Below are 25882 nucleotides of genomic sequence, written 5' to 3' on the forward strand. Positions count from 1 at the left end.
CTTCCCACATTCCCTTTAGGCCAATACTTTGGAATAATTTCAAATTAACACATTTCTAAATTGATATGCTACTGTTGTATTGGTTTCTCAAGAAGTGAAAAATCTATCGCAGGTGCTACACCGTTAGCCGTCCTTTCATGAAAGGTATCTATAATAGTCTGTTCATTAAAAAATCCACAATTCTTCATAAAAAATTTGTTTCCAATTGCCCCTCCTGCATAATCTTCCCTAGAACCTTTCCTAGCGGTGGCGTCTGCCGTAAATTTAGCCTTGGTAAGTTCGTGCCACTGTCCTTTGCTATCCATAATCCATTGGTTGGTATATTCTCCCATTCTGGAAATATGGCCTACTTCTGTCCTGAAGTTTTCTAGAAAAGAATGTGGTCTTTTTAAATAGGTGGAAGTATGTGGTCTTCTAAAACTAGCTATTAAATTCCATTTTTTCGTTTCTACATCATAGAAATAGGCCGTGTAATCAGTAGAATTATTTACAGATGGTTCGCCTTTTAATAAAAATCTATAGGTATTGCCAGCTTTCCAATTGAACACCTTATAGCTTTGTCCTCCAGAGCCTTCGTTGCCAAATTCGCCTGTAGTTACTCCTTCCCCTTTGCCTAGCAAAATAATCTTATACTCTTCCGGAATACTTTTGGGGTCCTGGGTTTCAAACGGACTCCAGACTGAAAACAGGATCCTCCTCTCTGTCTCCGAATTTACCTGCATGCCAAAATAACCCTCTCCGAAGCCGTTGGCCATATAATAGGATCCAATAACATCCTCATTTTCGGGCACTGTTATTTCATTATAAAACCAAAGAATGTCTGTATTTTCAGGAGTGGTGTAGGTTAAATGTACAGATGGCCCTCTTCTGCCCCAATAAAAATCTTCCTTTACATAAGTAAGCTTACCATTGGCTGCCTGTCCGCCTATAAGTACCTCATTGACATCCCCATAATTGCTTGCTGTTTTTTCCATTCCCTGTAGTTCCACAAAGTGATAACCAGGTGTGGTAATTTTAAAAACCCCTACATCAACTGTTTCGAAATCTTTATCGGATACTTCAATCTCCTTGGTGGTTCCGTCCAAGGAAACTCTGATTTTGGAAATACCATCATTAACCTTAAGGTTTAGCCCCACATTCAATTGCCCTACTTGATCAGTTTTAAAATAAGTTCTTATAACCGTATTTGCATCATTCCAATTCCTTATCCCCTCATCAGAAATAAGATGGCGATTATCTCTTACTTCATTTACTACCCAGCTATTGCCTCCTGGCTTTATGTTATCGGTTAAGCTCAATTTTTCCAAGGATATCTCTTCTGAATTATCCTGCTTGGACAAGGTTGTACAGGAACCTACCATAAATAATAGGCCCAATCCTAATAAGTTTTTATATCCTTTACTACTTAGCATACTACTTTTAGTAGCCATTTTAAAAAACTTGGAGCCAACATTGGTTATTGCCATCATTTTAATCATCGTAATTGTTATGGTTATTTTTAAATTTTTTGTCCTATTCACTTTAATTTAAATCCCTCTATATGGTCTACTTTACCCTTTAACTTTCTAGGGCTCTTGCCAAACTCCTTTTTAAAGCATTTCGAGAAATACTTCGGGTCGTTAAACCCCACCAAGAATGCAGCCTCGGATACGGAGTAATTACAATCGCTAATTAAAACAGCCGCCTTTTTAAGACGCATGGTTCTAACAAAATCCACTATTTTCTTCCCTGTCAACCCCTGAAATTTTCTATAAATAGCAGAATAGCTCATGTTTAGATCGTGTGACAGATCCTCGGTCTTAAAATCTGGATTACTAATCTGATTTTCCACAAGACTTACCAGATTTTCAAGAAAAACTTCATCCTGGGACCTACTTCCTCCTTTTTTGGGGGTAGTAATCAAGTCGTTCTTATATTTCATAATTAACCGATCACTACGGGTAATGATATTATTCACCTTTAGAACCAGTTCATTGATATTAAAGGGTTTATTTATATATTCCACCGCCCCTGCCCGCAATCCCAAAATTTTATTTTTTGCTGCTTTTTTGGCGGTAAGAAGTATAATTGGGATATGGGTAGTAAGCTCGTTTCTTTGGAGTATTTTGCTCATTTCAATACCATCTATTTTTGGCATCATAATATCGCTAATGATTAGGTCAGGGTTGTGCTCCAGAGCCAAGGCATAACCCTCTTCCCCATTTTCTGCCAAGAGAACATTATAGTAATCATTAAAAATATCTTTCAAGGATATTTGTAGTTCATAATTATCCTCTACTACTAATATGGTCTTCCCCAGTTTAGCTGAACTAGTACCTATATTCTCCTCCTTCAATTCATATTCAACCTCCTCAACTTCCATTATAGCCTCTTCCAAGCTTAACTCATTTTGTACACTTTCATTCTTATTTTTATCAATAGGAAAGCTTACACTAAAACAAGTTCCCTTAACCGGGTCCGATTTCACATCGATCTTCCCATGGTGTAGATCTACCAGTTCTTTGGTAAGGGCCAAGCCTATGCCTGTTCCCATTTTTTGCTGCCCTGAATCTGCCTGATAAAACAATTGAAAAATATTTTTTAGCTCCTCATTTGGAATACCCGGTCCCGAATCGGTAACGGATATTTTTACATTTCTATCCCAGTCCTCCACAATTACATCCAATAATATAGTCCCTCCTTTAGGTGTAAATTTGAAGGCATTGGATAGAAGGTTAAAGAAAATATGTTCCATTTTATCTTTATCATACCACATTTTCAACTCATCACTGGGGTAGCTGCATTTAAAATTGATACCCTTGAACAAGGCTTGCTCCTCAAAGGAGCTGGTTATTTCTGATAGATCGGAAACTAAATTGTGTTCCGCCGCTCGTAATACCAGCTTCTCCAATTCCTTGTCCCGTAGAGAAGTCAATTCAAATACAATTCGCGACAACCGATTCGCATTGTTGGAAATTAACCTGAGACGTTGTTGCAACAGTACATTGCCACTTTTCATAGCACGTTGTAACATGTTTTCCAAGGGAATCAAAATCAAGGTCAAGGGGGTTTGGATTTCGTGGGACATCTTGGCAAAGAAATCCATTTTTAGGGCATAAAGCTCCCTTTCATGTTTATGTTCCAGCTCATCGGCAATTACCCTGTTCCTAAGTCTTATCCAGATGACCATACCATAAAGTAGGCCAATAATTAAAAACAAATAAATTATCTGGGCGAGATTTGATCTCCAAAATGGGCGTAAAATGCGTATAGCAACCGATGTTTCTTTTATATCCCATTCCCCATTACCAGTACTGGCCTTCACCTCAAAAACGTAATTCCCGGGAGGTATATTGGTATAAGTTGCCAGACGTTCCTTTTCGGAATCTATCCAGTTGTCATTAAACCCTTTAAGTCTATAGGCATAATTGTAATTGGAAAACAACACATTGTCTATTGCCAAAAAACGAAAGGAAAATGATGATTGATCATGATCTAGTTCCAATACCTCCAAGGCCTCCACCCCATCGGTAATTTGTTCCGGAATAACATTTATTGCAGGCTGGTTGAGGATATCAATATCTTCAATGAATAATTTAGCTACTGTTTCTTCTTTTTTGATTTGATTAGGTTTAAAGTAGCTTACCCCATTTAGCCCCCCAAAATATATATTTCCATCCCATCCCAAAAACGCACTTCGCTGCATAAAGGAATCATCTTGAAGTCCATCTATTTTTTGAAACACCCGCGATATAGAATCCCTAATATTTATATGCCAAATACCTGTGGTTGAACCCAACCATAAATTATCAAGGTCTTCCAATATTACGGACCTAAAAATGGTGTTATCATATATTCCCTTGATTTTTATTTTTTCAACTTGTTGATTTTCAATACTGAATTTCACCAACTCTCCACTTACCATTACCAACCATATGGCATCCGCATTACTTGCCGCAATAGACCAGATATCATAATTATTATTTGTAATTAAAGTATCGTTAACATGTTTAAACCGGGTAAAATTGGATTTGGCAATATCGATTCCGTCCTCATTGAACCTAAATAACCCTCCTCCATTGTAAGCAAGCCAAACTGTCCCTAAGGTATCTTCTACAACAGACTGGGAAATAGACCCAACCAAGCCGGCTGTCCCATTTTCAAAACGTGCCAACAATTTGTTTCTTTCCGAAAACAAATAAATTCCCATGTCGGTCGTCACCCATAATCTACCTTTGGAGTCTTTAAAAATAAATCGAACGTCCAAAACCATATTGTTCTTGGAATTGCTCAAAGGCAGCTTAGAGAACCTACCATTACGGGTATTATACACCCACAGTCCATTTTTATAGGTCCCTATCCAAATATTACCATTACTGTCCTCATTGATAGAGTGGATATAAAACCCCTTACTTTGGGCCAAATTGTTGAAAAATTGCTCTTCAACTCCATTTGTGGCCACCTTGGTAATACCGTCCCCATCTGTCCCTATCCAAAGTGTTCCATCATTCGCTCTAAAGGAAGACAACACCCGTGCAGGGCTTCCCTTTACCCCCCCAGAATGATAGTTTATCTGATTATTCTTATTTCTTAATATGTTTAAATCCCCATAATTGGTTAGTACCCATAAATTGTTCTTCAGATCTTCATTTATACCGATCACGGTATTGGTACTTAAGGAAAACCCATTAAGATGATTGTGTTTATATATAGTCAATTCCCCAGACTCCGTGTCCAACCTGTACAGGCCATTCCCATCCGTTCCCAACCAAATAAAACCATTTACATCACAATACATTGATATAAATAACTCATTTAGCTGACTACGCCATTGTTCATTTATAATCTCGTCCTGAACAAAGGATTCTTTATCAAAATCATAAACCACTATCCCATGCCCCACATAGGACGAACCGATCCATAGTCTATTTTTTTTGTCAAGGAGCAGAAGGTTGTTATCTGCCAAGGTATAGTCATAGGGTACCTCCAAGGTCTCCAGACGTTTGGTTCCCAAATAATAAATATAAAGCGGCCCCTTATAGGTGCTTACTATAAGTTGGTCGGATTTTCTAACGACCAGGGAATTAACTTCATTGAGACCTAAAGAATTAACTGGAATCGTGGTAATGCTATCCAAAATTCCCTTGCTGTGGTTATAGGAATATATTGACCCTTTTTCGGTGGCCAGCCAAATAACACCATTGTCCTCGTTGACAATAGTGACCTTTTGCTTCTTCTGAAATCCCTTAACGGAATAGTCTATGGATAAAAACTTTCCATTTTTCTCCAAATAGGATATTTGCCCATTCATGGATAAGGCCCAAATTACCCCCTTGGCATCCCTAAATATTTTTTTTAATTCATCTGAAGAAGTGTCCTCCCCAAAAATTGACTCCTTGGGAGTGAATTCAAAATTATAACCATCGTATTTGGAGATACCTTCTGCATGTGCCAACCAAACAAAACCAAGGCTATCCTGAACGGTATGAGTAACCTTTATATTACGGTTATCCAATTTACTGGAAAGGTGGATAAAATTGGAAGAATGCTGTCCTGATACATAGGACCAGCAAAACAGACCCAATACATATAGAGCATAAATTTTATTCCTATTTAACTTCTTGTTCAAGCTACTTAAATTTCAATTAATCCTTCCTAATTCTTTCCGAAACAAATGTACCCAATATTGGCGTCAACTTAAAGGAGGTATTTTTTGCAAAAAGGTGGAAAAAAACTTCAAATATCGAAATAATCCGAAAATTTACCCCTAGAACGCCAATAAAGAACACTTAAATAATTAACACAATATTAATATTTGCGGAACATTAACAACAAGTATCTGTATTACGTAAAATATGAACCAAAGAAGAAATTTTATTAAGAAAACGGCCATTACAGGAGCTGGTATAGCGCTATTGCCTAATCTAAGTTTAGGAAAAGGCCTTATAAAAGATACCCAAAAAATAAGAGTGGGTGTAATTGGTGTTGGACTAAGGGGAACCAATCATTTGGACAACCTATTGAAAAGAACGGATGTTGTGGTAACTGCCATTTGTGACATAGACCAAAACCGCATCGATATAGCACAAGATCATATTATAAAAGCTGGGCAAAAAAAGGCCAAGGCCTTCGGAAAAAATGAGCAGGATTACAAAAATCTGTTGGCACTGGCAGAAATTGATGCAGTGGTCATTGCCACTCCATGGTTATGGCATACCAAGATGGCGGTAGACTCCATGAAAGCCGGGAAATATACCGGCCTTGAAGTTTCGGCTGCCAATACGCTTGAGGAATGTTGGGACTTGGTGAATACACATGAAGAAACTGGTTCCCACCTCATGATATTGGAAAATGTAAACTACAGACGGGATGTGCTTGCCGTATTAAATATGGTTAAACAGAATGTCTTTGGAGAACTATTGCATTTCAGATGTGGATATCAGCACGATCTGCGTGGGGTAAAATTCAATGACGGTAAAACGGCCTACGGAAAAGGTGCCGAATTTGGTGCCAAAGGTATTTCCGAATCGGCCTGGAGGACACAACACTCTTTATTGAGAAATGCAGATGTCTATCCAACCCATGGTCTTGGACCAGTAGCTGTTATGGCAGATATCAACAGGGGCAATCGTTTTCTATCGCTTACCTCACATGCCACCAAAGGTGTTGGACTACATAAATACATTGTAGATACTGCAGGTGAAAATCACCCCAATGCCAAATTAAAATTTAAGCAGGGAGATATCATTACCTCTACTATAGAAACCTCCAATGGGGAGACCATCATAGTTACCCATAATGTAAATAATCCCCACCCTTACTCCTTAGGATTCAAAGTTCAGGGAGCTCAAGGACTTACAGACTTCGACTACCACACGCAACGAATCCATATTGAGGGCACCACTGAGGGCCATGGATGGGAGAATATGGATTCCTGGTTCGAAAAATATGACCATCCACTTTGGAAAAAATACGGAAGCAGTGCTACGGAAGCTGGTCATGGAGGTATAGATTTTTATGTAATGAACGCCTTTATAGAGTCGGCCAAAGAAAATATTGCGCCACCTATGGATGCATATGATGCTGCTGCATGGAGTGCGGTTACACCACTTTCCGAACTATCTATAGAAAACAATGGGGAACCACAGGATTTCCCAGATTTTACCAGAGGTACTTGGATAAAAAGAAAACCATATAACTGGATAAAGGACACATATTAAGTTGTGAATATTGAATTACCCATTGAGTTGTTTGAGTTAGTTGTTTTTCAAAACCCATTTCATGAAAATGGAATGGGTTTAAAAAGTAGCCGACACTACATCAAAATAAAACCCAAATAGAATATGAACAGAAGCATTTAAAAAAATTAACTCCACAAGAATTTTTCAAACTTTAACATCAACCGATTATTAATTTAAACTAGATCAATGAAAAAACCGTTTTTTTATTTACTAATTCTAATTTTGAGCATAGGCCATTTTGCCCATGCTCAAAATATAACGGTCCAAGGAACCGTTTTCGATGACAATGGAGTTCCATTACCAGGAGCTTCTGTCGTAGTAAAAGGAACCGCTACAGGGACACAAACCGACTTTGACGGTAATTTTTACATAAACGTACAAGGTCCACAATCCATCTTAACATTTTCCTATCTTGGTTTTAAACCACAGGAAATCCTTGTGGGAAACCAAACACAGGTCACCATTACCTTGGCTCCGGATGCCACGCAATTGGATGATGTAGTTTTGATTGGTTACCAAAAGGTATTTAAAAGGGATGTTACCAGTGCTGTTTCCAGTATTAAGAGCGATGACATTGAAGGCATCCCAGTACTGGACGTATCAGGATTGATCGCCACCCAGGCCACCGGTATCCAGAGTGTGAATATGACCGGGGCACCTGCAGGAAGAGGAGCTCTAATAATTCGGGGTAATACAAGCATAGGTGGGGATATTGATGCCGATTTGGCCTACAGTAGCCCGTTATATGTAATTGATGGGGTACAGACCAGTCTTGAGGATTTAGCCGGTTATGGTGTTTCCAACGTAGACTTTTTGGCCTCGCTTAACCCTAACGACATTGCCAGTATAGATGTTCTTAAAGATGCTTCTGCCGCGGCCATTTACGGGTCAAGGGGAGCAAATGGGGTTATTATTATCGAAACCAAGAAAGGCGTAGCATTGGATAAACCGGAATTTTCGTTTTCCACCAGTTTAGGATTACAACCAAAACCTAACTTGGTACCTATGTTGGTTGGAGCTGCTGAACGCCAAGCCAAAATGGGGATGATCCAAAGATGGTGGCACACGGACGAATTACAATCCGGACAAACACCAATGGTCTTGACCGATAGTATAAACCCTGCCTTTAACAATAATGTAGATTATCAAGGTTTGTTTTATAAAACCGGGATTGATCAGCAGTACGATTTTAGTGTTCGTGGTGGTAGTGAGAAAACCAACTACAGAGTTTCCTTGGGATATGACAACCAGGAAGGTGTTATAAAAGGTACCGGGGTAGATAGGGTAACTTTTTCCTCCAATCTTAATTTTACGGCAGGGGAAAAATTTCGCAACCAATTAATTACCCGGTTTACGCATACCGATCTACAAACTGGACAAGGTAATCCCTACCAAGGAAGTTTTAACCTTAACTCTTCCCTACCTGTAGATCCGGCCGGACTTCAATCCTCTCTATTTTATATAACAGACGCAAGAGTCCAGTCCTTAAGTGGGGAACTGGAAGGCAAGCTGAACGAGGATAGGACCGTCAACTTTACCATTTCCAACTTTGCCACCTATGATCTTTTACCTAGTCTTAGCCTAAATTCCCAACTAAGTTTTGTTTACGACAGCAATAAAAAGAACTTTTATGAGCCGTCTACCATAAGGACAGAAGGAGATGGATTTGCCAGTTATGCCCTGTATAACCGAAAAAACTTGACTGCTGAAACCTATTTAAGCCTCTTTAAAAACATTGGCGCCAATAACGATCATGAAGTTACGGGAGTATTGGGAAATAGGGTGGATTATAACAAATATGAGGACATGGCCATGACCGCCTTTGGTTTTGGTAGTGATGCCATACAAACCATCAATAACAGATATACCCAGGATCAAATAAGTGGATATACCGATATTAGTGCCAATGCCTTGGTATCCTATTTTGGGCGTGTGAGTTATAAATACAAAAATCGCTATATGGTTGGTGGAAACTTCAGTATCGATGGTTCTTCCCGATTTGGTAAAGATGTACGTTGGGCCAAGTTCCCTTCCCTAAACGCAGGCTGGGTAATTTCGGATGAGCCCTTTCTTAAACCCCATATTTCCAGTTTTATAGATTATTTAAAAATTAGGGGTAGCTGGGGTATCAATGGTAAGCAATTCCCAGAAAACTACCTACGTTTCGGAAAATACAATCTAGGTTATGGTGGCAACCCTTATTGGGCCAACCAAATGAATGTTTCCAGTTATGGCGGTGTAACCGGGGTTATTCCAAATTACGATCAAATTGGGAACGCATCCCTTTCTTGGGAGGAAACCGAACAATGGAATGTTGGGTTTGATCTGGATATGTTCAACAGAAGGGTAAGTTTGGCATTTGATGCCTATAACAAAAATACCGATAAACTATTTTTTGATGTAGCCTTCCCTGCTTATTCGGGATACAACTCTGCCCCTACCAACGTGGCTGGTGTTATTAATTATGGTTGGGAATCCATGCTGCGTTACCACGTTTTCCCTAGGGAGAACGACCTTCGAATGGAATTGTCCGTAGGTTTTGCACAAAACAAAAACTACGTTTCAAAATTGCCCAATGGTAACCAGGATTATATAGGTGGAGATTATGGATATGTGGTTGGGCGTCCGCTTAACCTGTACAAGATGTTCATTAACGATTATATCATTGATGATCTAGACCAATTGCCTGTAAATCCATTTACTGGAGAACCTTTACAAGGTAAATCTGCTTGGGCCAATATCCGCCCAGGTTTTCCAATATGGCAGGATCTTAACGGGGACTACTTACTTAATGAAGAGCACGATCTAAAATTAACTACAGACTACTCTCCTATTCCTGATATTACCGGTTCATTCAATATAAACTTGCAGTATAAAAAATGGTATTTCCAGGCCTATAGTCAATTTTCCTTTGGGGCTGATATCAAGAATACAGTACTCAATAGTTATATGGATAGCTACGACAGAGGCGGTGATGCATGGGCAAGAAATGGATTGGCAGACCTAAGTGAATACACCTTCTGGGAACAACCGGGTGATGGTGCCGCCGGGGTAGACTTTCCTGCAATATACCCACAGAGTCCAACACTTGGAGCGTTTTACGGCTTCAGGGACAATCAGACCCTTTGGATAGAAAGTGGTGATTATTGGAAAGTCAACAATGCTTCCATTGGATACACTTTTGACCAGAATGATAACTTTATGAAGAACATTGGCTTATCCCGTTTAAGAATCTACGGAGCAATGTTGAACCCTTACCAATGGCAGAGATCCAAGAAGGTGGTAGATGCCTCCATGGTAGATGCCAAGGGACATACTTATGGAAATGGATATCCACAGGCTAGGACAATTACCATTGGAATTGATACAAAATTTTAAATAATAAACGATGAAACAGATAAAGAGTTTTAAAATATATATCATGGTCCTGAGCTTCCTGGGTGCAGCCAGTTGTTCCGATTTATTGGATCAGGAGCCTATCAGCATTACCCATCCCGATGTCTTTTGGGATAGTCAGGCCAACGCCGAACAAGCCGTTGCTGGTGCCTATGGTCTTTTTAAGGAGGCTATTATGACACAATCCAATTTTTTATATTGGGGTGAATGGACCGGGATGACCTTTATGAACAGTCGAAACTGGATCGTAAACTATATTGAAGGTAGCGGCAATTACGTTTTGGCATACCGCGATGCTTCCATGAACTGGAAAAACTTCTACCGTGCAGCCAACTGGGCCTATACTATAGAGCAATATATAGCGGACATGCCCGTGGATATGTTCGATTCACAAACTGAAAAGGATCGTCTTTTAGGAGAAGCTGCCTTCATTAGATCATTGACCTATTTTTACATGGCCCGTATATGGGGAGATGTGCCTATCGTAGAGCAATCCATAGAAAGTTCCGACCAGCTAATTTCAGAAGACGGATTCATTGTGGAAAATCCAAGGGTCGATGAACTTGAGGTGCTGGATTATGCGTTGGAAGCCGTTAATAAATCCATTGGATTATTGCAATACTCCACTCCCGGAGCTTCCAATTGGGCCATAACCGCCAATAAGGCAAGCGCAGAAGCGTTAAAAGCCCATATTTCACTTTGGTATGCTGGCAGGGACAATGACAACCCAGAAATGATTCAGCAAGCCATTGATGCAACAACATCTGTTATTAATAATAGTGGCGCTAGTTTAATCGATTATGTAAACGAGGGAAAAGATGGATTCGATGAAATGTGTATTGGTCAATCCAAGACTGGCTTGTTCGAAATCAATATCAGCGCGGACATGAACGAATCCTTTAGGTTGCTTCAATATGATGATAACCATACCGGACTTACCTTAAATTACCCCGTATGGCAAAGCGTTAATACAGGAATAAGCCCTTATATGGATCCAGATTTCTATGGAAATGAAATGATGGCCACAGATACCGATAGAGCCAACGATGTGCGTAAGGATCTTTTCTTTTATGAATATGGTACAAATGCAGATTACTCCTACCTTCAGAAGTATTCGCATTCAGCGCAAGATGAAGCTTCAGAAGACGCTTATGCCCAATTTTCAGAGTCCAACATCTTAATTTTTAGGTTGGCAGATATGTATTTATTAAGAGCAGAAGCCAATGCCCGAAAAGACCTTTCCGGACCTGCCATAACTGATTTAAATACTATAAGAAGTCAGGCCAATGTTCCTGATTATTCAGGAGCAACAGACCGTGAATCCCTTATGAAGGCCATATTTGACGAGCGCGCCATTGAATTTGTTGGTGAAGCCCAATCTGGTTATGATAGAATACGTATGGATTATTTCGATGGAGTGCCATGGGTTAACCAAGCAAGAAACGCCAAAAAAGGATATTTCTGGCCTGTTCTTCCTGCCGTAATATCAAGGAATGCTTCTATTCTACAAACTGAATATTGGAGAGGTAAACTGTAGACGAATTTTTAGAACTAAAGAAAACAATCACGATGAAAAAAATAATAATCATACTAACAGCCGTAGTAGTCCTTTACTCTTGTGAAAAGGATGGAAACTACCTTGTAGATGGAGGAATTAGCAGTCCAGAGGTGGGAACGACCACCATGGATTTTTTCAAATCCCATAGTCAGTTGGATACTTTGGCCATTTTAATAGAAAAAGCGGGAATGTCCGATTTGGTCAACGGAAACAACACCATCTTTGCGCCCAATAATCTATCTATTAAGAATTATGTGAACGCTGTATTGGCCGATATGAGGGAAATAGATCCTCAAGCCGAATATACCGTAAACGATATTCCCTTGGATACACTTACTAAATATATGGGAGGCTATATTTTTTCCGGCAAGATTAGAAGGGAAAACATGACCAAGGACCAAGGGAAAATCTATACTGCCGAGAATGGGGAAGAAAGAAGAATTTCCTTGGAACCAACAGATCAATATAACGGTGAGTTGGATTCCAAACCCGAATATGTTTATTTCACTTATAAACAAGGGGATGATTGGGACGAATGGGATAATATTGATGATGATGATAAGGTGGTGGTAAAAACCTCCAATTTAATCTCTACCAATGGCGTTATTCATGTCCTTCAGGGAAACCATACTTTATTCAATTTCGAAAGGGACTAATACAAACCATAAAAACAAAAAGATGAAAAATATATTTTATTCCATACTGATCATTATCGTAATGGTTGCATCTTGTCAGCCCCCGGAAGTGGGTTATATCAGTGACAACATCCACGCCTTGGAAGACACCATTGCCGTTCCACGCGGGGTGTTTAAAGTTGGGGCCGCACCGGCAATAGAAGGATCTACCTATCCTTTAAAATGGGAGATAACCAGTATCACAGATGCCCAAGGCAACCCTACCAATGATCTGTACGACGAGTACGAGCTTTTAACTTGGAAATCAGCTTTTAATGCAGAAACCGATACCACCTTGGCATTGGTGGAAGAAAAGTTGGAATTGGGGGATTATCCAACCATCATGATCAATGAAGTGAGTGGACAATTGGCCTTTACCCAGGCCAGTAAGTTTGTAACCAATAATAACATATTCAAGATAAACGTTAAAGCTAGTAACGTAAGAGGTGAGCGTCAATTGGATGACTTTGTAATTGTAAAATTGGATGATTTTCAACCAGTTGAATTCCCAACAGAAATGCGTTCAAGATTACAATTGGGTAAAGGTGGCGGAGCTTATGATATTGCCTACACCTCTACCATAATGAACGATTTTGACGATGGTGTCCCCAGTGTCTTGGATGGCACCCATCCTTACATCACAGTAACCAAAGTAAGTGAGGAACCCGCTTTGGGCGTTAAGGTGAAAATGATCATTGCGGATAGTTATGATAAACCATTGAATCCAGAAAAGGTTGTTTTCTATCCTTCGGGATCAACTTACTTACAAAACTATCATGACAATTCCGTTGATACGGAAGTTGATGCAACTGGTTCTACATTCTCGTTGCCTGCACCACCGTTTCCACAGTATGGTAGAACATATGCTTCAGGAACCAATTCTTATTTAATGTACTACCTGACCACAGATGATGCCTTTACGGTAGATACCGCGGCCTTTGAAGCGGATAATGGACCAAAGGACTGGACACCCTATTTAGATCCTGATACTGGAGAAATAATGAATAGAGCTTACATTAGATGGGGAATCAAAATAAACGATTCCGGTACTTGGGAGATAAAAATGAAAATTCCATATACCAAGATAAAGGAATAGTATTAACTAGTTTTATATACCTTATAAATGGTTTGTTTTGGTGCAACTTAGGTTCCCATTACAAACCATTTTTTTTTACTTATTTTTAGCCTAAGAGTTAATAATTTTTCCACTAAGCACAACCCGAAATTTAACAGCATGAACAGACGAAAATATATAAAGACCATTGCCTTAGGTACCCTATTGCCCAGCTTTTCCGCTTCGGCATTCCCATTTGGATTAGTAGGCCAAAATAAACCCCTTGAAGCAATACAATTTAAAAGCAATTGGCACAACTGGCCAGATATGAAATGGGTAGGTCCGGAATATTGGGGAAACCGACTCCAAGATTGGCGACTAAAAGATGGGATGGCCGTTTGCAGCATTAGTGCTGAAAATAGAAACCTTCAATTATTGACCGTTCAAAAAACGGAATATCTATCACCATTGAAGGTAAGCCTGGAAATAAACTTATTGAACAAAAATATTTCACCAGCCGATAAAGGTTGCCTGGGAATACGACTGGGATGTAAAGGTCCCTTCGAGGATTACCGATCCGCTGCTGTTTTTGGTAAGGGACTGGATATAGGACTTAACCCTAGTGGCACCCTTCTGGTCGGAAATCAAACCTTTGAAACCAAGCTTTCACAAATTCCAAATAACTACAAATTGGTGGCAGAGTTTAGGCCTTCCGAAAACAAATACCTATTAAAGGTTTTGATACAGGATTCCATAACCGATCAATTAATTCATACCCAGGAAAACATAGCAGTTGAAGGTACCAGTGTTGAAGGCAATTTTGCCCTGCTCGCAGATTTAATGACGGCTAAGAGTAACACATCCCAACCTTCGGCCGGTTTTTCCAACTGGAGTATATCTTCAGACAATTTGGTTTCTAACCGCGATCAACTTTATGGTCCTATTTGCTTTGCACAATACACCCTTCACGACAAAAAGTTGAAATTAACCGCACAATTAGCGCCTATTGAAGAAATTAAAGGCAATTCCGTACAACTGCAATTCAAGGAACAGGGCGTTTGGAAAACCACAACCAATACCAAGTTGGAACATATAGGCAGAGCGGTAAACTTCGCAGTTGAGAATTGGACCGCCAATTCGGATATTCCTTACCGAATATTGGTGGAAATCCCTCTAAAAAATGAAATCCACCAATACACCTATGAAGGTACTATAGCCCAAGAGCCTTTAAATAAAGAATCCGTTTCAGCGGCTGTTTTTAGCTGTAATTTTCATTACGGATTCCCTGATAATGACGTTTATGAAAATGTAGCCAAATTAGACCCGGACATCATTCTTTTCCTTGGGGATCAATTTTACGAAGGCACAGGTGGATTTGGGGCAGAACGCGATGGTGACCTGGACGATCTATGTCTGGATTATCTGCGAAAATGGATGATGTTCGGTTGGTCTTACCGCGAACTCTTTAGACATAAACCCTGTGCCATAATCCCAGATGACCATGACGTGTATCACGGAAACGTTTGGGGTGAAGGTGGTAAAAAAGCCGATACCAGTGATGGCCATGGCATGTTGGCACAGGATTCCGGAGGATATAAAATGCCTGCGGAATGGGTAAACATGGTGCAATTTACACAGACCAGCCATTTACCAGATCCCTTCGATCCTAGCCCTGTTCAACAGAATATCGGTGTCTACTACACTCACTGGAACTACGCAGGCATTAGTTTTGCCATCCTAGAGGACCGAAAATTTAAATCGGCACCCAAGCATGTTTTGCCTCCAGAGGCCCAGGTAAGGAACGGTTGGATACAAAACAAAGATTTCGATATAAAACAGTACAGGGATCTAGATGCCGAACTTTTGGGAAAAAGGCAGCACGATTTTATAGATCACTGGACCCAGGATTGGAATAATGGGGCCGAAATAAAAGTAGTGCTATCACAGACCAATTTTGCCACTGTGGCCACCTTGCCCAAAACAGCCTTAAATGATGACGTGGTCCCCTCCTTACCTATTCCTAAAAAAGGAGAATACGTACTTGGGGATGTCCCTACCGTGGATATGGATTCCAACGGTTGGCCAGCTAACGAAAGGGATAAGGCCGTCGAAGCCATCAGAAAATGCTATGCATTTCATATTGCTGGCGACCAACATTTGGGAAGTTTTATCCAATATGGCACAGACGAGCATGGAGACAGCGGTTATGCCTTTGCTGGTCCTGCCTTGAACAATATTTGGCCCAGAAGATTCTGGCCAGAAGTAAATAGTGATTCCCATACCTATGAAAACCCGGCCTATTTAGGGGACCATATGGACGGATTTGGCAACAAACTATCCGTACATGCCGTGGGCAATCCGTTCGATACCGGGTTTGAGCCGGCCATTGTACATAATAGGGCAACCGGTTATGGATTGGTAACCTTCAACAAAAAAGAAAGAACCATAACCACAGCCTGTTGGCCCAGATATGCTGACCCTAGCAGCGCTGGAAATGAACAATTTCCAGGGTGGCCCATCACCATAAAGCAAAAAGACAATTATGGTAAAAAGGCAGTAGCCTGGTTGCCTACCATAAAGGTTGTCGACGCAAGCAAACCCGTTATTTCAGTTTTCGACAATAATAATCAGCTGGTTTATTCCATTCGTATGGCAACCAATACTTTTGCCCCCAAAGTATTCGATAAAGAAAAATATACCATTGTAATCCTGGATGTGGAAAACAATAGAAAAAAAACACTAAAAAATATTAGGGCCAAGACCGTTAACAAACAACTATTGCAAATTAGCCTTGTTTAAATTGGCTCGGTAGTTCTATTAACGCTATATGGACCAACAAAAAAATCCCAAACTTTCTTAGTTTATAGAAAGTTTGGGATCAATTATTATTGTATTTAAAACTTAAATCACAACCGTCTTCCCAGGAGTTGGTATGTTATAAGTACCATCAGCATTTGGCTGCACCGGTGCTGGGGAATCCCAGGTTAAATTGTCCGGAGCCAGGTCAATATTGGAAGTCATAGCCTCTTCCCATTTAATTACTTGACCGGAATAGGTAGCCATTCTGCCAATAATGGCACTCATAGTGCTAAAAGCTCCATTCTCCGCATCGGTAATAACACCTTTGTTTCTGATAGATTCGAAAAGTTTAATATGCTCTACTTGATAAGGGTTAGGATCATCCTTTCCACGATGGGTAAATATTTCCCCACCGGCATAATCCTTAATAAAGGTATTGTCACCATAGGTCTCAATAGTACCCTTGGTACCTTGGAATGTTTCGGCTACCCTACTCATGGTTTCCGGCATATGGCGGCACTGACTGGCGATTACCGCACCACTTGGGTAGGTGTATTCTACAAAGTGATGATCAAAAATTTCCCCATGGTCCTTTCCAGTCCTTACTTGCCTTCCACCAAATCCCTGTGCCGATACTGGGTATTCCCCAATAAACCAGTTGGCAACATCAATATTATGGATGTGCTGTTCCAAGATATGGTCTCCGCACAACCAGTTGAAATAATACCAATTGCGCATCTGGTATTCCAGCTCAGATTGTCCGGGCTGTCTTTCCCTTACCCAAACACCACCACTGTTCCAATACACTTGTCCGGAAACAATTTTTCCGATCTTATTATCTTTAATATGTTTTATTCCTGCCAAATAGTTGTCCTGATAATGCCTTTGGAGACCAACAACCACGTTTAATTTCTTATCCTTGGCCACTTGCGCTGCTGCCAACACCTTCCGTACTCCTGGTATGTCCGTAGCAACAGGCTTTTCCATAAATACATGCTTTCCTGCATTAACGGCATACTCAAAATGCTGTGGTCTAAACCCAGGAGGAGTTGCCAAAATAACTACATCCGCCATGTCTATAGCCTTTTCAGCACCATCAAAACCAACAAACTGATTGGCCTTGGGAACATTTACCTTCTTGGAATCCTTAAACTCCTTCTGTAAATTCATTAAACTTCCCTGCAACCTGTCCTCAAAAGCATCGGCCATAGCCACCAATTCAACATTGGGATCCGCGTTCAAGGCTTGTTGTGCCGCACCTGTACCACGACCACCACAACCAATCAAGGCTATCTTTAATTTCTTGTCATTAGCGACATTTACCATAGCATTCATCTGCATGGTAGGTAAAATCATTGCCCCTGTTACCAGTGCACTGCTTTTAACAAAATCTCTTCTACTATTTTTAATATTGGTCATGGTATTTCTTGTTTGTTTAGTTTTTCATGTTTAAAGTTAAAATTCGTTTTGTTATTGCCCCATAATAAAAAATAGAAGACAAGAACGGGTTGTCAAGATAGAGATTTATTTGGAAACGTACAATCTACATTTTTACAGAATACTCCCAAAAATGTTAAATAACCAATATTATCCTAAAATAGTAAGTAAAAAATTGCCTTGCTCTATAAATCAAGGCAATTTTTCATGTTATTTGAGAAGTGGTACTGCTTATTATATCTTGGATCTTTCTTCTTTATCTTCTGGAAGAAAATTACGATGCTTTTCCATCATCATATTTTGTAAAGAATCCATTTGTTGGAATAGTTTCCGAATGTCCGAAAAGTTATTGTTCCGCTGACTTTCAAAAAAATCATTAAAATATTGGCTTCCGTTCATAAGGGAATCCATATCCATAAACTGCCCCAAATTTTGATCCTCCATTAAAGAAGATATTTTACCATGGGGGAAAAACTTCATTGAACCTATAATGCTGTCCAGATTCATTTGCTTTGGCAAGTTGTTGATATTGCTGTAAGAATAGGAATAAATGCTGTCATATCCTACCACCTTTCCTTCCTCATCATATTTCTTATTTACCTTCCAACTTATTTTCGGTTTATCTACAGTAATACTGTCCGTATTTTTATCCACCAATTCAACCTTGGATTTACTACGGTCGTCCTGTGCCTGGCATGCAGCTAACATCAGACCCAACAAAAGGGTAAACACAATTTTTTTCATCTTAAAAAATTTTAATTAAACCTCCGTTTTTTCATCATTAGCCTCAAAAAAAATGCCATCCAAGTTATTATTTAAACTGTTGACAGGTTAAAAATGTGTTAAACATATACTATCTTTAATTATAGAATTCAAAGGTGCCAATTGCGCACGACATTAGTCGGCCGCATTATCCTTTTATGAGATCTTGATTGAATGACTAAAAAAAGAACAGCTCAGGAACAAAAGCGATTGGACGATTCCCGATCTAAAAGGAAGGATTGGCTTAAATGGGGCCCCTATTTAAGTGAGCGGCAATGGGGGACAGTTAGGGAAGATTACAGTCCGGATGGAGATGCCTGGAACTACTTTTCGCACGACGATTCCCGCAGTAGGGCTTATAGATGGGGAGAAGATGGTATTGCCGGTATATCGGACCGGTATTGTAATATATGCTTTGGAATTACTTTATGGAACGGTAAGGATGGTATTCTGAAGGAGCGTCTTTATGGACTAACAGGTCCACAAGGTAACCACGGAGAGGATGTTAAGGAGCTATATTACTATTTGGAGAACACCCCTACCCATTCCTATATGAAGCATCTGTACAAATATCCACAGAATGAATTTCCCTATGTACAGTTGGTGGAAGAAAACAGGAGGCGGGGAAAAAACGAATTTGAGTACGAACTTTTGGATACAGGTATCTTCGACAACAATGAATATTTTGATGTCCTTACGGAATATGCCAAGGCGGACAACGAAGATATTCTGATAAAAATATCTGTTAGCAATAGAAATTCAAAATCTGCCCCTATATATGTTTTACCCACTCTTTGGACCAGAAATTTATGGAGTTTTGTTGGTATGCCCGAAAAACCGATCATAAAAAAACAAACCACTAAAGGCCAGACCTTTGCCTCCATAAATCACATTTATGTAGGTAACTACAACCTATATTTTGAAAAACCGTCCCGATTGCTGTTTACAGAAAACGAGACCAATATGGAGAAGGTCTATGCGCAGCCCAACGATCATCCCTTCAAAAAAGATCTTTTTCACAATTCCGTGGTGAACAACGATTATTCCATTATTTCTAAAAATAATCAAGGCACCAAATTCGCACCCATGTACGAGATGAATCTTAAGGGCGGGGAAACAAAAACGATTAAATTGAGGTTGACCGCCTCTTCCTTGGAAGCCCCGTTCGATAAGGATTTCGACACTGCCTTTTTAAAAAGAATCCAAGAATCCCAAGAATTTCTGGATGCTACTTTTAAAACGGCCTCAAAAGAAACCAAAGAAATACAGAAACAGGCTATTGCCGGACTGTTATGGTCCAAGCAATATTACAATTATGAGGTGGAAAGGTGGCTGAACGGGGACCATAAAGAAATGCCCCCACCTCAAAAAAGATTTAACGGTAGAAACAAGGAATGGAAAACACTGAGGAACCACGATATACTAGCTATGCCGGACACATGGGAATATCCCTGGTTCGCGGCCTGGGATACCGCCTTCCATTGTGTTAGCCTAGCCTTAGTGGATCCCAGTTTCGCCAAGGATCAATTGTTGTTATTTACCAAGGAATGGTATATGGCACCGAACGGACAAATACCGGCATACGAATGGAATTTCAGCGATGTTAATCCACCCGTACAAGCTTGGGCCTCCCTACAAGTTTATCAAATGGAAAAAAAGAGGACCGGTAAAGGGGACCTTATCTTTTTAAAACGGATGTTCAACAAATTGGCCCTAAATTTTACCTGGTGGGTAAACAGGGAAGATAGTCTTGAAAACAACGTTTTTGAAGGAGGATTTTTAGGCTTGGACAATATTGGGGTCTTTGATCGTAGTCGCGATATTCCAGGGGGAGGGGTTTTGGAACAGGTTGATGGAACCTCATGGATGGCCTTATACTGCCTAAATATGTTGGAGATGGCCCTTGAAATAGCATTGGAAGACATATCTTTTGAGGATATGACCATGAAGTACTTTGGCCATTTTGTCTTTATTGCAGAAGCATTGAATAACATAAGTCAGGATTATAACGGGTCATGGGATGAAAGCGAAGGTTTTTTCTATGATAAGTTGATATTTCCCAATGGGGAATCCATACCTATTAAAGTGCGTTCCATTTCGGGATTGCTATCGCTTACAGCGGTATTGAATATCAAAAAAGAACATTTGGACAAACTTCCCAGGTTTAGAAAAAGTATGGAATGGTTTCGTAGACACCGTATAGAGAACGCAAAATATCAGGTAATGGAGGAATACTCCGAAAATCAGGATGTACTATTATCATTAGTGCCAAAAGAGCGTTTACAAAAGCTGATAGGAAGTATTTTGGACGAAAAGGAATTTCTATCGGAATTCGGCATTAGATCTCTATCCAAAATACATGAAAATCCATACACCATCAACATAGACGGAAAAACCTATGGGATAAATTATGAACCAGCAGAGTCCAGCACCGGAATTTTTGGAGGAAACTCCAATTGGAGAGGGCCTATTTGGATGCCCATGAACTATTTATTCATTAATTCCCTAAGGGAGTATCATAGTTATTTTGGGAATAAGCTAAAATTCCCTTATCCCACCGGTAATGGCAATATGATGAATTTAAAGGATATTAGTGATGAAATTGGCAAAAGGCTGATACTACTTTTTGAAAAGGATGTAAACGGTAACAGGCCCATTCACCAATTACACGAAGAAAAATATCAGGACCCACATTTTAAGGACCTGATCTTATTTTATGAGTATTTTCACGGGGACAGTGGCAGAGGTGTAGGAGCTTCACATCAAACCGGATGGACCGCTTTGGTAGTAAACTTAATGGAAGAAATATAATTGTAATTTGGAAAATTTGTTTAGAAAGGAATGGTTGGCTACCAACGGATTGGGCGGTTATGCCTCAGGCGCCGTCAACGGTGCTAATACAAGACAGTACCACGGTCTATTGGTCGCGGCCTTAGAGCCTCCTACCGACCGTACTGTGGTAGTGGCAAAAATTGAAGAACGCGTTCTGATAGATGGACAATATCATAATATTTCCACCAATCAATATCCAAAAGTGGTTTTCCCGGATGGAGGTAAATATTTAAAGAATTTTGATGTTGACCCCTCTCCTACTTGGCAGTTTGCCTACAATGATTGGGATTTACGCAAAAATGTACAAATGATATCGGGGTCCAACACCACTGTACTCACCTACACCAACAGTGGAAAAAGGCCATTGGTCCTGGAGTTACATCCCCTTTACGCTTACAATGACTTTCATACTACCTTTCACGAAACTTCATGCTATAATTTCTTTACCGAGTTCAATAATGACTATTTAAAAACATACCCCAAGTACGGGAGTAATCCGGTTTATACCGGGTGGACAGCAGGACATTATTTTGAGGCCCGTTGTTGGTTTAAAAATATTATCCTCTCCAAGGGTAAAGCTCGTGGACTGGGATCGGTCTGCGACTATTATAGAATCGGATATCTGGTACATGAACTACAGCCTGGAGAAGATCTAATGTTGTACTTCTCCATAGACGAGAACATAATAACGGAAGGGATAAAAGAAGTTCTATCCCAAGACCACAAAAAACGCCCATGGAACAAAGAAAAGCTTGCACCTGGTTTTTTTAAAGACCTGATGGTATCCGGTGAACAATTTATGGTACATAGAAAGTCTACCAATAGTATGTCTATAATTGCCGGCTATCACTGGTTTACGGATTGGGGAAGGGATACGATGATCGCCATGCGCGGATTAACTATAGCTACTGGCAAAAAAGAACTGTCCAAATCCATTTTGAATACTTTTTTTAAAAGTGTGGATCAGGGTATGATCCCGGACCGATTTCCGGATAACGCCAAAGACCCTGTTCATTACAACACTATGGACGCCACACTTTGGCTTTTTGTGGCCAGCTACGATTACCAAAAAAAATTCGAGGATATTGCATTTATCAAAGACCATTTTGAAATATTAAAAAACATTTTGGACCAGCATATTGACGGTGCCCGTTACAACATTCACATTACTCCAGAAGGATTTCTTTACGGTGGTGAGACCGATGTGCAGCTGACATGGATGGATGCACTGGTTGGTGGAAAAGTAATTACCCCAAGGATTGGCTGCCCTGTGGAGATCAATGCCCTATGGTACAATGCCCTTAAGATTTATGAAAATTTTTGCCAAATTCTTGAGGTAGAAATTGAAGCCAGTTACCTAGAATTGATTGCCAAGTTTGAATCCAATTTTACCAAATTTTTTACCAATCCGCAAGGAACCCTATTCGATGTGATCATCCCTGGGATCTCACAGGACAATGCCCTGCGTCCCAATCAAATATACTGCCTTAGTCTACCTTTCGGCGTTTTGGACAACGATCAACAAAGATGCATTTTTGAGGCCGTGGAAATTAAGCTTTATACCTCCTTTGGACTGCGTACCTTGGATCCGGATAGTCCGGAATATAAACCGAACTATGAAGGTAACCAATGGTCACGGGACCATGCTTACCACCAAGGAACGGTATGGCCTTTTCTTCTTCATGAATATTTTCAGGCCTATTTCAAAATCTACGGAACCTCCCTAAATAATAAGAAAAAAGTAATGTTGGAATTGGAGCCGTTGCGTCAACATTTTTATAAGGACAATGGCATTCATTGTATTTCCGAGATTTTTAACGGCAGTGAGCCCCAGGAGGGAAAAGGTTGTATTCATCAAGCTTGGTCGGTAGCGGCCATTATTAAATTGTACATAGATTTTGGGCTCGACAAAATTGAACAGGAAATATCGTCCAAAGAGGAACACCGGAATGTAAAAGCTAAAAATGAAATTTAGTTATTCACTTATAAAGCAAACAGCCCCTTCGGTATGGCATGAAACCCTAGACCTTTAACCATCTTTTCAATCTCTTTTATTTCAACCATTTTAGTGGTATGTACCGTGAACTCAACAGGGAAGTCATCATTGAAAATTACATTTTTTACACCTTCAATTTTTAATAGGTTCTCCTCAATTCTCCTCAGGTCATTAGCCTCCTTTGCATTGGTTCCAAAAACTTTTCCGTGATTGCCGGGAATTACATTTTCTGATATAATACTCATATTACATTTTTGTTTTTCAATAAATTATTAGTGGACCAACACATCTTCTAAACCTGTATCTATTTAAATTTCGTAAGCCCCATATAAATTTACAAAAAGAAGAAAAGACAAAGGTCATAATTATCATAACTTTAAAAGCAACAATCATTAGATAATGAGTCTTACATCACCCAATTCCTGGATTTTATAGGGAAATTTATCCCCAGGGGAGCCAATAAACATAAAATTAGTGGGAATTCCCCATCGTTTTGAAAGTTCCTTTATTTTATCTGGACCAAACACACCCACTTCTTCAATAAATTGGATATGAATGTCTGGATAGGCCCTATCCAAAACCTCTATATCTTTCTTTAAATTGGGCGTTACAGTATGCTCCTGATCTATTACGGCAACAATTTTAAGAATTCTGGTAGGTTCATTATTTTTAATATAAAGCATAACTTTATTTAGGGTGGCCACATCATCATGATTGGTAAAAAAAACAAACTGTTGTCTATTAATTGCAGCCAGTAATTCCTTGGTATGTCGATTCAAAGTTTTAAAAAGGTGTCCCCTATCCGGAAATACATAGCTCAAAACATCAAGAAAGCCTTTAAAAATATAAGTGCGGTACAGCATAAAAAATATGACAATAAGCGTTGGGATTAAATACTCCGTAAATATGGCCAAATAAGAGGGATTTAGAAAAATGTTCCCTGCCATAGCTACCATCACCGCCAGGATAGCCACCATTAGGCCCAACCAACTTGATTTTTCCGGGCGTGGTAATTTGGCCCTATTTATTTTAAGCATCATGTTTCCCAATCCGAACAATACCATAACCGATAAAAAGGCTATGGTATAAACTCCGGCCAATTTTGCCAGATTACCTTTAGTGGCCAATAATATGGAAACACAAAGTATAAAGAAAAGCGTGTAGATCATATAGGAACTGCCCGACTTGTTTTTCTTCAATAAAAATTTGGGAAGAATCCTGTCCAATGCCATGCGTTCCATAAGTCCGCCCACTCCTACAAAAGAGGTAAGTACGGCCCCGCTTAACACTAATGCCGCATCAATGCCCACTAGAATGGAAAGCCAATTACCCCCCGATACACTGGCCATGTGGGAAAGCAGTGCATCTTGATTGGATTCAATTACATGAAGCGGAATAATGGCCAAGGCCAGAAATGCGATCAAAGGATTAAAAACCGTAACCACCACCCACATATTGCGCAAGGTCTTGGGAAAAACTCCTGCCTTTTGCTCCTCGACATAATTGGCCGAACTTTCAAAACCACTAATCCCCAACATCGCTGCAGAAAATCCCAAAAACAAAGCGCTAAAAACACTACCCTCTACTGGAACCTTATAATTTAATATCAGGGTTTCAAAACCATTTTGTGCAAAAAAGATTATACAGAAAGTGCATAATAAGGTCAATGAAAGTAGATGAAATAAAAAAATAACTATTGCCACCTTGGAAGACTCACCAATTCCGATAATAACCAAGGACATAAAGCAAAAAATCAACGCTATTGTCACTGGCAAAACAGGAATAAAGTGCCATATACTGTAGGCATATTTTACGGCCTCACTAGCCGATATCACAGCCGTTGCCATATATGACAAAACCGTCAATGCTGCCGCGAGGGATGCCGTTGACTTTTTAGTAGTATTCAACAAAGCATTATACGCCCCTCCGTTCAATGGCAGTGCTCCCACTACCTCGCCATAAATTTTCCTAAAGAGAAATAGGACAAAGGCTACTACCAAAAGGGAAATCCAGGCATACTGACCGGAGTAAACAATGGCCAAAGCAGATACATATAAACAAGAGGAACTTATGTCGTTGCCGCATATGGCGGTTGCCTCCAGTTGATTCAATTTTTTTTTCATCGAAAAATTATTAGGCAATTGAATTCGTATT

At 39.8% G+C, this 25882-nt stretch carries 14 protein-coding genes; 8 read left to right on the plus strand and 6 right to left on the minus strand.

Annotated elements, in window-relative coordinates:
* Positions 1-68: 68 nt before the first annotated feature.
* Positions 69-1430 carry a DUF3472 domain-containing protein gene (locus LV92_RS16090; protein ID WP_245946408.1) on the minus strand — a complete coding sequence of 454 codons (1362 nt, stop codon included), beginning with the start codon at positions 1428-1430 and terminating at the stop codon, positions 69-71.
* Between the two features lie 86 nt (positions 1431-1516).
* A complete protein-coding gene (locus LV92_RS16095) occupies positions 1517-5608 on the minus strand; it encodes a hybrid sensor histidine kinase/response regulator transcription factor (protein ID WP_111624638.1) in 4092 nt (1363 codons plus the stop codon).
* A gap of 226 nt (positions 5609-5834) precedes the next feature.
* Between LV92_RS16095 and LV92_RS16100 the strand changes: the two genes are divergently transcribed.
* The 6 genes from LV92_RS16100 to LV92_RS16125 all read left to right on the plus strand — a co-directional run bounded on the left by LV92_RS16100 (position 5835) and on the right by LV92_RS16125 (position 16701).
* Positions 5835-7199: a Gfo/Idh/MocA family protein gene (locus LV92_RS16100; RefSeq protein WP_111624639.1), complete on the plus strand. Its 1365-nt coding sequence runs from the start codon at positions 5835-5837 to the stop codon at positions 7197-7199.
* Between the two features lie 207 nt (positions 7200-7406).
* Positions 7407-10598, plus strand: a complete 3192-nt coding sequence (locus LV92_RS16105) for a SusC/RagA family TonB-linked outer membrane protein (RefSeq protein WP_111624640.1) — start codon at positions 7407-7409, stop codon at positions 10596-10598.
* Positions 10599-10608: 10 nt separating this feature from the next.
* Positions 10609-12153: a RagB/SusD family nutrient uptake outer membrane protein gene (locus tag LV92_RS16110; protein WP_111624641.1), complete on the plus strand. Its 1545-nt coding sequence runs from the start codon at positions 10609-10611 to the stop codon at positions 12151-12153.
* Positions 12154-12185: 32 nt separating this feature from the next.
* Positions 12186-12830 (plus strand): fasciclin domain-containing protein, encoded by a 645-nt coding sequence (locus LV92_RS16115; protein WP_111624642.1) that lies wholly within the window; start codon positions 12186-12188, stop codon positions 12828-12830.
* Between the two features lie 22 nt (positions 12831-12852).
* Positions 12853-13944, plus strand: coding sequence for a DUF5007 domain-containing protein (locus LV92_RS16120; RefSeq protein ID WP_170126346.1), 1092 nt, complete (start codon positions 12853-12855; stop codon positions 13942-13944).
* Between the two features lie 138 nt (positions 13945-14082).
* On the plus strand, positions 14083-16701 hold the full coding sequence (locus LV92_RS16125) for an alkaline phosphatase D family protein (protein ID WP_111624644.1): 2619 nt from the start codon (positions 14083-14085) through the stop codon (positions 16699-16701).
* Positions 16702-16803: 102 nt separating this feature from the next.
* Here LV92_RS16125 and LV92_RS16130 read toward each other — a convergent pair whose 3' ends face one another.
* Together LV92_RS16130 and LV92_RS16135 are read right to left on the minus strand one after the other, a co-directional pair.
* Positions 16804-18120: a Gfo/Idh/MocA family protein gene (locus LV92_RS16130; protein ID WP_111624645.1), complete on the minus strand. Its 1317-nt coding sequence runs from the start codon at positions 18118-18120 to the stop codon at positions 16804-16806.
* Between the two features lie 252 nt (positions 18121-18372).
* On the minus strand, positions 18373-18882 hold the full coding sequence (locus tag LV92_RS16135; protein ID WP_111624646.1) for a membrane lipoprotein lipid attachment site-containing protein: 510 nt from the start codon (positions 18880-18882) through the stop codon (positions 18373-18375).
* 192 nt (positions 18883-19074) lie between these two features.
* Here LV92_RS16135 and LV92_RS16140 point away from each other — a divergent pair, with 192 nt between their 5' ends.
* Together LV92_RS16140 and LV92_RS16145 are read left to right on the plus strand one after the other, a co-directional pair.
* The gene (locus LV92_RS16140; protein ID WP_111624647.1) at positions 19075-21711 is read left to right on the plus strand and encodes an MGH1-like glycoside hydrolase domain-containing protein; all 2637 of its coding nucleotides are present in this window, start codon (positions 19075-19077) and stop codon (positions 21709-21711) included.
* A 7-nt stretch (positions 21712-21718) separates the two neighbouring features.
* Complete coding sequence (locus tag LV92_RS16145; RefSeq protein WP_111624648.1) at positions 21719-23707, plus strand: amylo-alpha-1,6-glucosidase; 1989 nt, start codon at positions 21719-21721, stop codon at positions 23705-23707.
* 8 nt (positions 23708-23715) lie between these two features.
* On the opposite strand, the gene LV92_RS16150 is transcribed toward LV92_RS16145, so the two are convergent.
* Both LV92_RS16150 and LV92_RS16155 read right to left on the minus strand, forming a co-directional pair.
* Positions 23716-23973 (minus strand): heavy-metal-associated domain-containing protein, encoded by a 258-nt coding sequence (locus LV92_RS16150; protein WP_111624649.1) that lies wholly within the window; start codon positions 23971-23973, stop codon positions 23716-23718.
* 147 nt (positions 23974-24120) lie between these two features.
* The gene (locus LV92_RS16155; RefSeq protein WP_111624650.1) at positions 24121-25851 is read right to left on the minus strand and encodes an APC family permease; all 1731 of its coding nucleotides are present in this window, start codon (positions 25849-25851) and stop codon (positions 24121-24123) included.
* Positions 25852-25882 lie beyond the last annotated feature (31 nt).

Origin of the sequence: Arenibacter echinorum, from assembly GCF_003259375.1 — a bacterium.
Taxonomy (GTDB): domain Bacteria; phylum Bacteroidota; class Bacteroidia; order Flavobacteriales; family Flavobacteriaceae; genus Arenibacter; species Arenibacter echinorum.